General features: G+C 67.8%; 15 protein-coding genes. 3 read left to right on the top strand and 12 right to left on the bottom strand.

Annotated elements, in window-relative coordinates; all coding sequences use genetic code 11:
* Positions 1–81: 81 nt before the first annotated feature.
* Positions 82–1,101 carry a 2Fe-2S iron-sulfur cluster-binding protein gene (locus ACFWFP_RS20690; protein WP_379297344.1) on the top strand — a complete coding sequence of 340 codons (1,020 nt, stop codon included), beginning with the start codon at positions 82–84 and terminating at the stop codon, positions 1,099–1,101.
* 76 nt (positions 1,102–1,177) lie between these two features.
* On the opposite strand, the gene ACFWFP_RS20685 is transcribed toward ACFWFP_RS20690, so the two are convergent.
* The 4 genes from ACFWFP_RS20685 to ACFWFP_RS20670 all read right to left on the bottom strand — a co-directional run bounded on the left by ACFWFP_RS20685 (position 1,178) and on the right by ACFWFP_RS20670 (position 5,276).
* On the bottom strand, positions 1,178–2,200 hold the full coding sequence (locus tag ACFWFP_RS20685; protein WP_379297699.1) for a CaiB/BaiF CoA transferase family protein: 1,023 nt from the start codon (positions 2,198–2,200) through the stop codon (positions 1,178–1,180).
* A 71-nt stretch (positions 2,201–2,271) separates the two neighbouring features.
* The gene (locus ACFWFP_RS20680) at positions 2,272–3,228 is read right to left on the bottom strand and encodes a TIGR03564 family F420-dependent LLM class oxidoreductase (protein WP_379297342.1); all 957 of its coding nucleotides are present in this window, start codon (positions 3,226–3,228) and stop codon (positions 2,272–2,274) included.
* Positions 3,229–3,297: 69 nt separating this feature from the next.
* A complete protein-coding gene (locus ACFWFP_RS20675) occupies positions 3,298–3,699 on the bottom strand; it encodes a cobalamin B12-binding domain-containing protein (protein ID WP_379297341.1) in 402 nt (133 codons plus the stop codon).
* Complete coding sequence (locus tag ACFWFP_RS20670; RefSeq protein ID WP_379297339.1) at positions 3,699–5,276, bottom strand: methylmalonyl-CoA mutase family protein; 1,578 nt, start codon at positions 5,274–5,276, stop codon at positions 3,699–3,701. The genes ACFWFP_RS20675 and ACFWFP_RS20670 overlap by 1 nt, the downstream gene beginning before the upstream one ends.
* A 95-nt stretch (positions 5,277–5,371) precedes the next feature.
* Between ACFWFP_RS20670 and ACFWFP_RS20665 the strand changes: the two genes are divergently transcribed.
* Both ACFWFP_RS20665 and ACFWFP_RS20660 read left to right on the top strand, forming a co-directional pair.
* Entirely contained in the window at positions 5,372–6,199 is an 828-nt protein-coding gene (locus tag ACFWFP_RS20665) for an SDR family oxidoreductase (RefSeq protein ID WP_379297337.1), read from the top strand.
* Positions 6,200–6,219: 20 nt separating this feature from the next.
* The gene (locus tag ACFWFP_RS20660) at positions 6,220–6,444 is read left to right on the top strand and encodes a hypothetical protein (RefSeq protein ID WP_378990274.1); all 225 of its coding nucleotides are present in this window, start codon (positions 6,220–6,222) and stop codon (positions 6,442–6,444) included.
* A 117-nt stretch (positions 6,445–6,561) separates the two neighbouring features.
* Here the strand turns inward: ACFWFP_RS20660 and ACFWFP_RS20655 are convergent, their stop codons facing one another.
* From ACFWFP_RS20655 to ACFWFP_RS20620, 8 genes are all read right to left on the bottom strand, one after another.
* Positions 6,562–6,756 (bottom strand): ferredoxin, encoded by a 195-nt coding sequence (locus ACFWFP_RS20655; RefSeq protein ID WP_379297335.1) that lies wholly within the window; start codon positions 6,754–6,756, stop codon positions 6,562–6,564.
* A gap of 66 nt (positions 6,757–6,822) precedes the next feature.
* Positions 6,823–7,659 (bottom strand): mycofactocin-coupled SDR family oxidoreductase, encoded by an 837-nt coding sequence (locus tag ACFWFP_RS20650; RefSeq protein ID WP_379297333.1) that lies wholly within the window; start codon positions 7,657–7,659, stop codon positions 6,823–6,825.
* Between the two features lie 30 nt (positions 7,660–7,689).
* A complete protein-coding gene (locus ACFWFP_RS20645) occupies positions 7,690–8,967 on the bottom strand; it encodes a cytochrome P450 (RefSeq protein WP_379297331.1) in 1,278 nt (425 codons plus the stop codon).
* A 128-nt stretch (positions 8,968–9,095) separates the two neighbouring features.
* Positions 9,096–9,716 carry a hypothetical protein gene (locus ACFWFP_RS20640; protein ID WP_379297329.1) on the bottom strand — a complete coding sequence of 207 codons (621 nt, stop codon included), beginning with the start codon at positions 9,714–9,716 and terminating at the stop codon, positions 9,096–9,098.
* Between the two features lie 46 nt (positions 9,717–9,762).
* Complete coding sequence (locus tag ACFWFP_RS20635) at positions 9,763–11,049, bottom strand: MlaD family protein (protein ID WP_379297327.1); 1,287 nt, start codon at positions 11,047–11,049, stop codon at positions 9,763–9,765.
* Positions 11,046–12,152 carry an MlaD family protein gene (locus tag ACFWFP_RS20630; protein WP_379297325.1) on the bottom strand — a complete coding sequence of 369 codons (1,107 nt, stop codon included), beginning with the start codon at positions 12,150–12,152 and terminating at the stop codon, positions 11,046–11,048. Before ACFWFP_RS20630 ends, ACFWFP_RS20635 begins: the two co-directional genes overlap by 4 nt.
* Entirely contained in the window at positions 12,149–13,252 is a 1,104-nt protein-coding gene (locus tag ACFWFP_RS20625; protein ID WP_379297323.1) for an MCE family protein, read from the bottom strand. The genes ACFWFP_RS20630 and ACFWFP_RS20625 overlap by 4 nt, the downstream gene beginning before the upstream one ends.
* On the bottom strand, positions 13,249–14,259 hold the full coding sequence (locus tag ACFWFP_RS20620; protein WP_379297321.1) for an MCE family protein: 1,011 nt from the start codon (positions 14,257–14,259) through the stop codon (positions 13,249–13,251). The genes ACFWFP_RS20625 and ACFWFP_RS20620 overlap by 4 nt, the downstream gene beginning before the upstream one ends.
* Positions 14,260–14,263 lie beyond the last annotated feature (4 nt).

The raw sequence follows: 14,263 nt of genomic DNA, 5'->3' as shown, positions 1-14,263 counted from the left end.
CGGGATTGAGAAGATCCCATCTTGCAAGAGAGAATAGTATTCTCTTTCCATAAGAATCTTCATACCAGAAGGAGCCGGTCCATGGCGAGAACTCCCCTGTTCCAACGCGCGACGGTGACCCGGATCATCAAGGAGACAGCCGACGCCCGCACCTTCGTCCTCGCTCCACACGAGGGCGCGGTGTCCTATCTCGCCGGCCAGTTCTGCACGTTCCGGGTACGTGTCGACGACGTCGAGCTGTTCCGGTCGTACTCCATGTCGAGCGCGCCCGAAACCGACGCCGAGCTCATGACGACCGTCAAACGGGTTGTCGGCGGCCGGGTATCGAACTGGCTGATCGACAACCTCAGCGAGGGGGATGTGATCGAGATGAGCAGGCCCGCGGGCAAATTCTGTCTGCGGGAGAGCGAACGCCCCCTGCTCGGCTTCTCCGGCGGTAGCGGCATAACCCCGGTCCTGTCACTGGCCAAGAGCGCGCTGGCCACGACCGATCGTCGGGTGCGCCTGCTGTGTGTCGACCGCGACCGGGCGTCGGCGATCTTCGACGCGACCCTCGACGATCTGGTCGCGCGCTATCCCACCCGGCTCGAGGTGCTCCGGCATCTGGATGCCGACAGCGGGTTGCTCGATCCGGCCGCCGTGCGCGCCTTCGTCGGCGCCGACGCCGCGGCCGACAGCTACATCTGTGGCCCCGAGGCGTTCATGGCGATGGTGGAGGCCGCGCTGCCGGGTCCGGGCGCGATCTTCAGCGAGCGCTTCGGCGCGGCCGAACCGGTTGTCCCGGTGACCGAACCGGAACCCACCGCCACGCCGCAGCCCGCCGCCACCGCGGGCACGGTGACCGTCATCCTCGGCCGCAAAAAGGTGACCGTGCCGCGCAATGCGGGCGAGACGCTGCTGGAGAGCGCGCGGCGCGGCGGCCTCACCCCGCCGTTCTCCTGCGAATCGGGCAACTGCGCGACCTGCATGGCCGTGCTCACCCAGGGTTCGGCGACGATGCGCGTCAACGACGCGCTCACCGACGACGAGGTCGCCGAGGGCTACGTGCTCACCTGCCAGGCGATTCCCGACACGCCTGAGACCACCGTTCGCTACGAGTGAGCGCCCGGCGCGCGCCGACGGACCCCGGGACCTGGACAGGTCCCGGGGTCCGGCTCCCCCTGGCTCGGATGAGTGATCAGATGTTGTGCTCGCCCAAAAGGGGTGGCGGACCGTAGGTGGGCTCGTACCCGGCGATTCGAATCGGACTGCCCACCAGTCGATGTGGCCCCGCCTGCACCAGCGCCTCCGGCGTCGCCTCCAGCGCCTCAGGCAGCGTCCGGACCGCCGCGGCCGGGATGCCGAGGGGGCGCAGCCGCGATTCCCAGCCCACCGCGGTGTCGGCCGCGAGCGCGGTGGTGACCGCCGCGAGCACCTCCTCGCGCCGGCTCGCCCGCTCGGCCATCGTCGCGAACCCCGCCACCGCCGCTTCCCCGGCGAAGCGCCGCCAGAATCCGTCGTGGGTGATGAACAACGCAAGGTACCCCTCGGCAGTCGGAAACATCTGCGCGGGAACGTAATACGTGTGTGCTCCGAACGGGCGGCGCTGCGGCGCCGTGCCGTCGTTGAGGTAGGCCGAGGCGTGGTAGTTCAGCTGCGAGAGCATGACATCGCGCAGCGACACCTCCACCTGGCCGCCCTGCCCGGACACGATCTGCGCGAGCAGACCCAGCGCCGCGGTCAATCCCGTGGAGTTGTCGGCCGAGGAGTAGCCGGGCAGCGTCGGCGGGCCGGCGGGATCGCCGGTGAGCGCCGCGATACCGGTGGCCGCTTGGATGACGTAGTCGAAGGCCGGGTCGTCACCGGCGTCCAAACCGAATCCGGTGATCGCGACACAGACGATGCGCTCGTTCCACCGGCGCAGCGCCGCGTAGGTCAAGCCGAGCCGGTGGATCGCCGACGGCTTCAGATTCACCAGCAGCGCATGCGCATTCGCCGCCAGCTCCCCGAGCTGGTCCTGGCCGCGCGCGGTGTTCAGGTCGATGCTGATGCTGCGCTTGCCCCGGTTGAGGCTGGCGAAGTAGCTGTCCCCCACCTGCCGTGAGATATCGCCGCCCGCCGGCTCCAACTTGGTGACCTCGGCGCCGAGATCGGCGAGCATCATGGTGGCGTACGGCCCGGCCAGCATGGTGCCGACCTCGAGAATCCGGATGCCGGCCAACGGTCCGGTCGCTGACGCGCCCCGCGCGCCACGAGCACGCGAGAGCTGGAAGCTCTCGCCCCTCGCCCCGATCACCGCAAGTCCTGTGCCAGAGCGGCGATCATCTCCCTGGTGCGCCGTTTGGAGGCGACCAGCTCGTCGCGGGTGTCGCCGATGGGCAGCAGGCGTACCGACAGATCGGTGGCCCCGGCGTCGCCGTATCGGCGCAGCCCCTCGGCGATGGCGCTCTCGTCGCCGGCGACGCAGATGTCACCGATGTCGCGGGCGTCGCCGGTTTCGAGCAGCCGCTGATAGTTCGGCGAGACCTCGGCTTCGCCGAGAATACGGTTCGCCCTGGCCTTGGCTTCCGCCACTTCGGAGGGACGGCACAGGCAGACCGGCAGACCCGCGACCACGCGCGGCGCGGGACGGCCTGCCTCGGCCGCCGCCTTCGAGATCCGCGGCACGACGTGGGCTCCCACCGCACGCTCGTCGGCCATCCAGAGAATGGTCCCGTCGGCCTGTTCACCGGCGATGCGCAGCATCACCGGACCGAGCGCGGCGACCAGCACCGGCACCGGGGCCACCGGCCCGAGGTCGAGCGGATTGTTCACCGTGAACGTCGAGTTCTCGACGTCCACCGTGCCGGGCCCGCGCAATCCCGCGTTCAGCACCTCCAGGTAGTCCGCGGTGTAGGCGGCCGGCTTCTCGTAGGGCAGCCCGAGCATGTCCTGCACGATCCAGTGGTGCGAGGGCCCGATGCCGAGCGCCAATCGTCCGCCCGCCGCGGCCTGTGCCGACAGCGCCTGCCGGGCGAGGGCGATGGGATGCTGGGCCTGCAGCGGCACCACGGCGGTGCCCAACTCGATCCGGGTAGTCACCTGTCCCATAAGCGCGATGGTGATCAACGCGTCGAAATCGGTCGGGATCTGGGGTATCCATGCAGTGTCCAGCCCCGCCGACTCGGCCCACGCGATGTCGTCGAGCATCCGCGCCAACTTGCGGGCCGCATCGCCCTTCTCCGGCCCGATCATCACTCCGATTCGCACGAATTCCTCCGTCTTCCACTACTTTTCGCGCGACCAGGGTGGTCAGCGCCGCTGCGACCGACCCGACGCTCAGGTCGGGAACGGGGTATTGGTGAGCGCCCGGATCTCGGTGACGAGGGTGTCGAGCGAGGTGCCCGTCGGGAACACCGCCGCCGCCCCGACTTCGAGCAGCCGCGCGACATCGGACTGCGGAATGGTGCCGCCGACGATCACGGCGATATCGCCCGCGCCCGCCGCTCGCAACGCCTCGACGGTGCGCGTGGTCAGTGAGACGTGCGCACCCGAGAGAATGCTCAGCCCCACGACCGCGACATCCTCCTGCAGCGCGATCGACACGATGTCCTCGATGCGTTGGCGAATGCCGGTGAAAACCACTTCGAAACCGGCGTCTCGCAGCGCGCGGGCGACGATCTTGGCGCCGCGATCATGGCCGTCGAGACCGGGTTTGGCGACGAGCACGCGGGCGGTCATCAGAACACCACCGGCTGCTGGAACTCGCCCCACACGCCCTTGAGCGCGGCGGTCATCTCCCCCACCGTGCAGTACGCGTTGGCGCACGCGATCAGGTAGTGCATCAGGTTCTCGTTTCCTTCGGCGGCGGTGGACAAGGCGGTGAGGCAGGACCGAACGGCCACCGGATCGCGTTCGGCTTTCACCCTGGCGAGACGCTTGAGTTGCAGTTCGCGACCCTCGGCGTCGAGTTCGTAGGTCGCGATCTCGGGCGCGGGCTCGTCGGAGACGAACCGGTTCACCCCGACGACCGGCTTGGTGCCCGCCTCGACGTCCTTGTGCAACTGGTAGGCCTCATCGGCGATAAGACCCTGCAGGTAGCCGTCCTCGATCGAACGGACCATGCCGCCGTGGCGATCGAGATCGTCCATGATCTCGATGATGCGAGCCTCGGTCGCGTCGGTGAGCGCCTCGACGAAGTACGAACCACCGAGCGGGTCGGCGACTCGGGTGACCCCGGTTTCGTAGGCGAGGATCTGTTGGGTGCGCAGCGCGAGCGTGGCCGACTCCTCGCTCGGCAACGCGAACGGCTCGTCCCAGGCCGCGGTGAACATCGACTGCACTCCCCCCAGCACCGAGGCCATCGACTCGTAGGCCACGCGCACCAGGTTGTTCTGCGCCTGTGGCGCGTACAGCGAGGCACCGCCCGCGACACAGCCGAAGCGGAACATCGACGCCTTGTCGGTGGTGGCCCCGTAGCGCTCGCGCACGATCGTCGCCCAACGTCGGCGTCCCGCACGGTATTTGGCGATCTCCTCGAAGAAGTCACCGTGGGTGTAGAAGAAGAACGAGATCTGCGGCGCGAACTGGTCGATCGTCATCCGGCCCCGTTCGACCACGGTGTCGCAGTAGGTGACACCGTCGGCGAGAGTGAACGCCATCTCCTGCACCGCGTTGGCGCCCGCGTCGCGAAAGTGCGCGCCCGCCACCGAGATCGCGTTGAATCTCGGCACCTCGGCCGCACAGAATTCGATGGTGTCGGCGATCAGCCGCAGCGACGGTTCCGGCGGCCAGATCCAGGTGCCGCGCGAGGCGTACTCCTTGAGAATGTCGTTCTGGATCGTCCCGGTGAGCTTTTCGCGCGGCACGCCCTTCTTCTCGGCGGCCGCCACATAGAGCGCCAGCAGGATCGCGGCGGTGCCGTTGATCGTGAAGCTGGTGCTGATCTTGTCCAGCGGCATGCCGTCGAAAAGGATTTCGGCGTCGGCGAGGGTGTCCACCGCGACGCCGACTCGACCGACCTCCTCGGTCACCTCCGGATCGTCGGAGTCGTAACCGCATTGGGTCGGTAGGTCGAGCGCGACCGACAACCCGGTTCCGCCCTGGTCGAGCAGATACCGGTACCGGCGATTGGACTCCTCCGCCGTTCCGAAACCGGAGTACTGGCGAAACGTCCACAGCCGGCCCCGGTAACCGGAGGCGAAGTTGCCGCGCGTGAAAGGGAAACCGCCCGGTGCGGGCGGTGCGGCGGCCAGGTCCGCCGGTCCGTAGACCGGCGAGAGCGGGATGCCGGACGAGGTCTGTATCGGATCGTTCATCAGTGATTACGGTACTTGCAAAAAATGAGAATGCCAATACCATCGAAAGGGAATGCCGCTTCAATTCGCGGCGGGGACCAGCACTGAGGAGACCGATGTCCAGCGAGAACGCCGTACTCACCGACCGCACACTGGTCATCTCCGGCGGCTCCCGCGGGATCGGTTTGGCCATCGCGTTGGCCGCCGCGCGGCGCGGGGCGAACCTGGTGCTGCTGGCCAAGACCTCGCAGCCGCACCCCCGGCTACCCGGCACCGTGCACACCGCGGTGGCCGAGGTGGAGGCCGCGGGCGGCAAGGCTGTCGCCGTGGTCGGCGACGTGCGCAACGAAGCCGATGTGGCGCGCGCCGTCGATACGGCCGTCGAACGGTTCGGCGGCATCGACATCTGCGTGAACAACGCCAGTGCGATCGGCGTCGAACCGACCGAGAGCCTGTCGGCCAAGAAGTACGACCTGATGCAGGAGATCAACCTGCGCGGCACCTTCCTGCTCACCAAGGCCTGCCTGCCGCACCTGCGCGCGTCGACGAACCCACACGTACTCACCGTGTCGCCGCCGGTGAACATGAACCCGCGCTGGCTCGGCGCCCACCCCGCCTACACGCTGTCCAAGTACGGCATGACCCTGCTCTCGCTGGGCTGGGCCGCCGAGTTCGCCGACGCGGGAATCGCCGTGAATTGCCTGTGGCCCCAGACCTATATCGCCACCTCGGCGGTCGCGAACATGGCCGACGGCGACAATCTGCTCTCGTCGTCGCGCAGCCCCGAAATCATGGCCGACGCGGCGATCGAGATCCTGACCCGATCCGCTCGCGCGGCCAGCGGGAACTGCTACATCGACGCGGAGGTTCTCACCGCGTCCGGCGTCGAGGACCTGTCGCGCTACGGCGGCGACAACCCGACGCTCGACCTCTTCCTCGACTGAGACCGGCTGAAGGACACACCGTGCATCCGACCATTCAGATCAGCGTCCGTCCGATCCTCGACTACTACGGCAAATGCCCGCGCTGTGGCTATCCCGCCGGCGCGGCGGAGACGATACGCAAGTCCCTCGACGGCGACATCGAACGCCACGTGGTGGCCACCTGTGAACTGCCGTGCGGGTGGTACGGGCCCGTGACCCGCACCACCATGACCGGTGGAGCGGCCGCGGCCGACCCCGCCGCCTGAACGACACCCCACCAGCCGCGAGATCCGGGTCCGCCCTCGCCGGTCTGTCCCTTTTCGACGCAGAAACCCGCCTCCGTGGGAGGCGGGTTTCCTGCATGGACCTACTCGGGCGCGGAACTAGCTCTCGCCCAACGCGATCGCCATCGTCGGGCATGCCGACGCCGCCGAGCGGACCTCCGATTCGATGGCACCACCCGGATATTCGTCGACCACCACGGCCAGGTCCTCGGCGTTCACCTCGAACACCGTCGGCGCGATACCCGCGCACAGGGCATGGCCCTCACATTTGGTCCCGTCGACCGACACCCTCATGACCGTTCTCCGCCTTCGTTGTTCTCGGGGTCGCGCCGACCACCACGGTCGGCGCGACCGGGGTGACTACTTGAGCATTCCGCCCGCGTCGATCGGCAGGGGCACACCGGTGACGTAGCGAGCCTCGTCGGAGGCCAGATACAGCACCGCGTTGCTGACATCCTCGGGCTCGATCCAGGCCACCGGCAGCGTGTGGAACAACCTCGCGATCGGCTCGAGGTCCGCGGGGCCGGGGCTCTCCAGATCCGGGCGGAACAGCTTGTAGGTGCCCTCGTTCATCACCATGGGCGTGTTCACGTGCGTCGGGTGGACCGAGTTCACCCGGATGGAGTGCTGCGCCAGCTCCACCGCGAAGGTCCGCATGAGTCCGACGACACCGTGCTTGGCCGCGACATAGTGGCCGATATTGGGGTAGGCCTTGAGCCCGCCCACCGAGCTCGTCAGGATCACCGAGCCGCCACGCTCACCGGCGATCACATGCGGCACAGCGGCTTTCACCGATTTCCAGACCCCGCCGAGGTTGACGTCGATCATGTCGTCCCACAGGTTCTCCTGCAGATCGACCAGCGCGCCGCCCTCGTTGCCGATCCCGGCGTTGGCGACGATGATGTCGAGCCTGCCCAGTTCGGCGACCGCCCCGTCGACCGCGACTTTGAGCCCGTCGTAGTCGCGAACATCCACCTCGGCGGTGACCACGCGACGGCCCTGTGCCCGGATGAGATCGGCGGTGGTCGCCAGATCCTCCGGGGTCGACATCGCGAACGGCACGTTGTCGAGTTGCTTACAGACATCGATGGCGATGATGTCGGCACCTTCCTGCGCCAAGCGCAGCGCGTGGCTGCGGCCTTGCCCGCGCGCCGCGCCGGTGATGAACGCGACCTTGCCTTCGACCCGTCCGGTCATGATTACCTACCTCTGTCGTTGTTGTCGTGGTCAGGATTGGGGAGTGAAGCGGATGTGCAGTTCGCTGAGCCCACGCAGCAGGAAGGTGGGTTCGTATTCGTAGGCGCGTGCGTCGACCGGACCGTGCTTGTCCGCGTCGATCTCGATGTCGAGCAGCCGGTCCAGGATCCGCTCGATCGAGACCCGACCCTCGACCCGCGCGAGCGGGCCGCCCGGGCAGGTGTGCACGCCGCGACCGAACGCGATGTGCTCACGAAAGTTGTCGCGGTCGAGACGGAACTCGTGCGGGTCCTCGAATCGGCGCGGATCGCGATTGGCCGCGCCGGGGCAGAACATCACCAAGCCGCCGGCCGGGATGTCCACCTCGCCGACGGTGGTCGCGCGGCGAGCGAGTCGGAACCCGCTCTTGACCGGCGCGTCCATCCGCAGGGTTTCCTCGATGAAGTTCGGGATCAAGCTGCGGTCCTCGCGCAATCGCTGCTGCACGTCGGGGTGATCGCCCATGAATCGCACCGCGGCACCCAGCACCTTGGCCGTGGTCTCCTGCCCCGCGGCGAACAAGAAGGTCGCCGACCGCGCCACGTCGAGGACCTCCGGTGTGGTGCCGTCCGGATACTTCGCCAGCGCCAACGAGGTCAGCACGTCGTCGCGTGGCTCGTTGCGGCGATCCGAGATATAGGAAACGAATTTCTCGTCCAGCCAGGCCAACGGGTTGCTCGAGAGTGCTTCGTTGTCGATCGCACCGGGTCGGGCGCCCGGCTGGGGCGCGCCGAGCACGACACGGAATTGCTGGTGATCGACTTCGGGAACGCCGAGCATATCCGCGACGACCAAGAGCGCGAACGGCTTGGCGTACTGGGAAAGGAATTCACACTGGCCGGCCTCGGCGAATTCGTCGAGCTGCTGATCCGCCAGCCGCCACATGAATTCTTCGTTTTCTTTCAAGCGGGCAGGTGTGAGCAGACGATTCAACACCGACCGCGCGAAGGTGTGTTGCGGCGGGTCCATCGTCACCATGTGCTCGAACATCGGCAACTCGGTCCGATGCTGGTCGATGAGGTCGCTGATATCGTCGCCGACCGGCGTGAACGGCAGCGGCGGGAACGGCCCGCCGACGGCGACAGCCGAGGAGAAGATCGACGAATCCTTCAGCACCTCAGCCGATTCCTCATATCCGGTGACGGCGTACACACCGAAGTGCGGCTCCTGGGTCACCGGGCATTTCGACCGCAGGTGATCGAAATAGGGATGGGGATCGGGAATCAGATCCGGGTCGGTGAAGTAGTTCACTGTATCGAAATCGGTCACGGAGAACTCCAGGTGATCGGGAAGCCGCGACAAAGACGCGCACTTCGATGGTAACAACCATATTCATTTTTGAGAACATCATTCCCGCCGGACAGCGCGAAACCCCGCGCGGTCGAGCGGGTAGATGATTAGGGCAGGTAGACCCGGCTGGCCAGCCAGCGTCCGTTGACGAGCTCCATCGTCATCTGGACCCGGCTGTGGTCGACGCGCGGATCGGCGGCGGCGATATTGGTGACCGTCTGGTCGATGAACAACAGCACTTCGACCTTGGTCTCGGATTTCGATTTCACCGCGGCGTCGAGCACCGTGCCGGTGCCGGTCGCCTTGTTCTCGAGCAACAGCTGCCGCAGCTGACCGCTCGAGCGGGTGTACATGTCCTTGAACTCACCGGTCGACCCGTCCAGCACGGCCGCGAAATCACGATCGAGGTGATTGGAGTCCACACTGGTCAAGGTGACGGCGTAGGCCCGCGCCGCCGCGAGACCGGCTTCGGCGGCGGCATCGGTGTCGGACTTCTCGTCGAGTTTCCACCCGAAGAACCCGGCCGCCAGCAGCGCGACTACCGCGGCCACCACTGTCGCCGGCACGGCGATCCGGCGGGCGATCCCCCTGAGCCGGTGCAGCTTCGTCGGCCCAGCCGCCGTCGGCTCGTCGTCGACCGGGGCCGCGTCCCGGCCCGTCGACTCCGCCGCCGGTTCGCGCACTTCGGCCTCGATATCGGTCTTGGTCTCGATGTCTGTGTCGTTCATAGCAATTCCTTGCGTGGTGGTGTGCGGTGCGAGTCACGGAGCCCGATCACCGAGGTACCGGTGTCGGCAGCTCCGGTCCGGCGAAGGTGAGCGGGATCGACCATGGTCCGAGCGGAGTCGGGATCGCCTGGGTTGCCGACGCCTGCCCCGGCGGCGGCGCACCGGGGATACGCGCACCCGGAGGGCGCGGTGCGTTGCGCGCGCCGCGCACGAGAACGGATGGGTCCTCGTTCGGGCAATAGGTGTAGAGGTAGGGCTCGGGAAAGTCGGGCTGTGAAGGTGAATGCCGCGGCAGGTTGTAGTCGCAGGAGTAGCGGGGGTACAGATTCACCAGCCCCCAGAGGCCGCCGTCGTGGAATGCCGCGGTGAGATTGCCCAGCGTCGAGCCCGCGCGTTCGGTCGGAAAGAAGAACTCGCGCAGGGCGGGCACTCGCGAGTTCGCCATGTCGGCCACCGTGCCGAGGTTGCCGAGCAGGTCGACCACGCCGGGAGAGTTCTGTTCCAGCACCGCGTCCAGCGCACCGAGCGTTCCCGGCGCCGCGCCGAGCAGATCGACGAATCCGCCCGACTTCGCCTCCACGCCCGACACCACTCGTGCCGCGTCACCGGCGAATTCACCCAATCCCGGCGACGCGGCGGCCGCGGTGCTGAGCACCGTCCGACTGTCCCGCAGGAGCCCGACCGTTTGGGGCAGCACCGAATCCAAGGTGGAGACGAGGAAGATTCCACCATCGATGATGTCGGAGAGCTTGCGTGGGCCCTGCTCGCTCACCCCGAGCTCCTTGACGACAGCCGCCAGCCGCGCCGGATCCACCTGTGCGAGCGTGGTATCCAGCTGCGCGAGGGTCTGCCACAGCGGCACCGGCGTCGAGGTCCGTTCGACCTCGATCTCGGCGCCGTCGGCGAGGTAGGGACCGTCGTCGCCGACCGGGCGGAAGTCGAGATACTGCTCGCCTGCCAGCGACAGGCTCGCGACCCGGACCGCGCCGCCGGCGGGCACCCGGGCATCCGCATCGATCGCCGCGGTGGCCACCAGCCCGGTCGAGGTCAGCTCGATCGCGGTGACCTCGCCGATCGGGACACCGCGCAAGGTCACATTCTGCCCGGTCAACAGCCCGCCGGACTGTGCGAGATGAACCCGCACGGTCATGGTGGCCGCCGTGGGGTCGACGCCGAGCGCACCGAACAGCAGATACGCGATGCCGACGATCAGGGTCAGCAGCAGTGCGCCGCTGGACAGGATGGACCGGAACCGGCTGCCGAGCACGGCCGCGCCGACCACCACGCGCGCGGGCACGCCGAGCACGAGCCGAAACCGCTGCGCAGGTGTCATCGGCCCGCTCCCGTCACGCGCTGCTGCAGTTTGAGCAGGGTGTAGGTCAGGGTGCCGACGAGAGCCTGCCAGTCGCTCGCGTCCGGTATCCGGCTGCCCGGATCACCGGGGTGCGCCGGATCCGGCAGCGCACCGATCGTCACGTCCTGCAGATCGGCGTTCACGTGCGCCGAGGTGCCGTTGGTGACCTTGATGATCGGTCCGAGAATCGAATTCATCGCCGCGAGGCTGGCATTGGGATCGGTCGAGGCCGCGTTGAGCCCCGCGGAGAGCCGGTTGACGTCGGCGACCATGCCCGCGGCGGTCCCGTCGATGGCGGGGAACTTCGCCAGTTCCCGACTGATCTGATCGACCTGCCGGATCAGCGTCAACGCCTGCTGGGAACTGTCGGTGGCGGCCGTGAGCGCCGGTCCCGCGACGTCGGCCAACTCGCCGAGCGGGCGACGCTGATCCTGTAATTGCCGGGTGAGCTGGTCGACTTCGACAAGGACGGTGCGGATATCGGCGGATCGCGCGGCCAGGGCCTGCACCACTCTGGTCGATCTGTCCAGCAGCGCGGCGAGATTCGCGCCACGGTCGCCGACGGCGTGTCCGAGACCGTTGACGATAGTGGTCAGGTTCCGGATCACGCCACCGTTGACCAGCAGCGACGCGGTGGTGAGCAACTCCTCGATGGTGGCCGCGGCCTGCGTGGACGACAGCGCGATGGTGTCGCCGTCGCGCAGCAGCGGCCCGCCGGGGGCGGCGGCGTCGGGAGGAGTGAGCGCCACGAAGACATCGCCGAGTGGTGTGGCGGTGCGCAATTCGGCCCGGGTGCCCACTGGCAGGGTCACTCCCGGCTGAATGCGCATCGTGACCACGGCGGTGTAGTCGCGTGCCGACATCCGCGCGACCTCGCCCACGTCGGCGCCGAGCACCCGCACCTTCGCCTGCTCGGGCAGGTTCAGCGCATTGGCGAAGCCGGCGTGGATCGTATAGCCGCCCTCCCCTGCGCCGGGCGCGGGCAACGGCAGATCACCCAGACCCACCGCGCAGCCGGGCACGGTAGCGAGTACCACCCCGGCCAGCAGCAGGGTCGACGTGGACCGATATCGCTGTCTCATCGTGGCAACCTCGACATCGCCTCTAGCATGTCGGTGAGGCCGAAGTCCGGCCCGAAATCCTGCAATGTTCCTGTGCTGCAACCGAGTTGGCGTAGCCCCAGCACGTTGCACATCTCCTTCACGAGTTGGCCGTCGAAGAAGACCTTGTCCAGCAGCGCGTGCACCCGGACGCCGCGGTAGTCGACATCGATGGCGTTGTAGGCGTTGTTCAGCAACAGCGGTGTCACGTCGATGAACTCGGCGACCTCCTCGCGGTAGTCCGCGAGCGCGTGGGTGACGGTGCCCGCGTTGGTCACCGTGGAGCGCAGGCTCGCACTGTTCTGGGAGAGGAGATCGTCGGTCTGCTGCATGATCTGCACGATCTGCGCGCCGGTATCGCCTGCGCCGATCTCGAGATCGGCCAAGACGCTACTCAATTGCCCTGTCGCACTGCCGAATTCCCGAATCGTCTGGTCGTTGTCAGCCGCAGCTCGAATCAGGACCGCGAGGTGCTCGACGATGTCGGTGATCGCTGCCTGGGTCTGGGCTCCCCCGTCCTCGCCGAGCCGCAAGGCACCGGACAGTTCGTCCATCGTGGCCCGAAGTTCCGGACCGCTGCCCGAGGCGATCCGCGCGGACACATCGAGCAGCCTGGCGATCGGACCGGTACCGGGACTCGCGCCGGCCAACTGCGCGGCCATCCCGTCGGCGGCGCCGAGCAGGCGGTCGAAGTCGATGGGGGTGCGGGTGCGGTCGAGGCCGAGCTGCGCACCGTCGGCCAGGGTGGCGCCGCCGCGGTAGGCGGGTGTGAACTCGACGTGCCGATCGGTCAGTACCGAGGTCGAGACGGTCACCGCGGTCGCGTCCGCCGGGATGGCGACCTCGCCCTCGACCCGCATGGTGACCTCGACATGGGAACCGCGCGCGGTGATGGCGGTGACCTCACCGACCGGCATCCCGAGTACGGCCACGGCGTTGCCGACGTAGAGTCCGGCGCCGTTGTCGAATCGGGCCGTCACGGTGATGGCCGAATCCGTGTCGTTCGGGCTGCCCGCGCACCCCGCGAGCGCGCCGAGTCCGAGCACCAGCGCGATCCTGGCCAGCGTGGCGAGTCTTGTCATTTGCAGTCCTGGAAGTAGGGGGCCAGCGCGACCTGGTCGGCACGCCCGCTCAGCGCACACATCCAGGAATCGATCAGCGGCCCCGCGGGCGCGGTGAAGTCGACCTCGTTGGCGGTGCCCGACGCGTTCGCGAAATTGCGGATGGGGACGGGCAAGATCTGCAGGATGTTGCGCAACAGGTCGTCGTGGCGGGCGAGACTGCCCAGCAATCCGTCGAAACCGCGCAGCAGTTCGTCGATCTTCGGCCGGTCCTCGACGACCAATACCCTGACCTGATCCGCCAGCCGCCGCGTCGAGTCCATCAGGGTCTGGAGCGCACCGCGCCGCGCGAGAATCTCGGTGACCAGGTCGCGGCCCTGGCCCACGATGGCCGCGAGGTCGCCCTGCTGACCGTTGACCACCGTGGTCAGCTGTTGCACGCCGGTCAGGAGCGCGCCGAGTTCGTTGCGACGGCTGCCCAGTAGTGCGGCAAGCGAGCGCAGATTCCCCAGCAGCCCGGGCAATACCGTCGGCACGCCGTCGAGTTGATTGGCCAGTGCGTCGAGCGAGGTGGCGATGCGGCCCGCGTCGATTTGTTCGAACGTCGCGGTGGCGTTGTCGAGTGCTTGCTGCAGATCGTAGGGAACGGCGGTGTGGGTCAAGCCGATCCGGTGATCGGCGATCTCGCCGTCCCCTGCCGGGGTCAGCTCGACGTAGCGGGCGCCGAGCAGGGTGGTCAGTTTGATGGCGGCGCGGGTGTCGGCGCCGAGGGCGGCCGATCGATCGACGCTCAGGGTGACCAGCACCCGGTCACCGGCCAGCCGCTGACCCGCGACCGTGCCGACCGGAACACCGGCGACGGTGACCCCGTCCCCCACACGCAGACCGGCGGCCTGCGCGAACTCGACGTCGTATCGCTGCTGTCCGACGCCGAGGGAGTTGAAACCCACCGCCCCGGCGACGACAGCGAGCAACAGTCCGAGCGCGATCAGCCCCAGCACGGCTTTCGAAGGGTGTTTCGATGTCATTGCC

The sequence above is a fragment of the Nocardia sp. NPDC060249 genome, from assembly GCF_042728755.1.
GTDB lineage: Bacteria > Actinomycetota > Actinomycetes > Mycobacteriales > Mycobacteriaceae > Nocardia.
This window is presented reverse-complemented; position numbering and strand designations above follow the sequence as displayed.

Bases quoted from the DNA above. Each gene is read 5' to 3' on its own strand.
- ACFWFP_RS20690 (WP_379297344.1), top strand. From the start codon at position 82: ATGGCGAGAACTCCCCTGTTCCAACGCGCGACGGTGACCCGGATCATC.
- ACFWFP_RS20675 (WP_379297341.1), bottom strand. From the start codon at position 3,699: ATGACCGCCCGCGTGCTCGTCGCCAAACCCGGTCTCGACGGCCATGAT.
- ACFWFP_RS20670 (WP_379297339.1), bottom strand. From the start codon at position 5,276: ATGAACGATCCGATACAGACCTCGTCCGGCATCCCGCTCTCGCCGGTC.
- ACFWFP_RS20665 (WP_379297337.1), top strand. From the start codon at position 5,372: ATGTCCAGCGAGAACGCCGTACTCACCGACCGCACACTGGTCATCTCC.
- ACFWFP_RS20655 (WP_379297335.1), bottom strand. From the start codon at position 6,756: ATGAGGGTGTCGGTCGACGGGACCAAATGTGAGGGCCATGCCCTGTGC.
- ACFWFP_RS20650 (WP_379297333.1), bottom strand. From the start codon at position 7,659: ATGACCGGACGGGTCGAAGGCAAGGTCGCGTTCATCACCGGCGCGGCG.
- ACFWFP_RS20640 (WP_379297329.1), bottom strand. From the start codon at position 9,716: ATGAACGACACAGACATCGAGACCAAGACCGATATCGAGGCCGAAGTG.
- ACFWFP_RS20635 (WP_379297327.1), bottom strand. From the start codon at position 11,049: ATGACACCTGCGCAGCGGTTTCGGCTCGTGCTCGGCGTGCCCGCGCGC.
- ACFWFP_RS20630 (WP_379297325.1), bottom strand. From the start codon at position 12,152: ATGAGACAGCGATATCGGTCCACGTCGACCCTGCTGCTGGCCGGGGTG.
- ACFWFP_RS20625 (WP_379297323.1), bottom strand. From the start codon at position 13,252: ATGACAAGACTCGCCACGCTGGCCAGGATCGCGCTGGTGCTCGGACTC.
- ACFWFP_RS20620 (WP_379297321.1), bottom strand. From the start codon at position 14,259: ATGACATCGAAACACCCTTCGAAAGCCGTGCTGGGGCTGATCGCGCTC.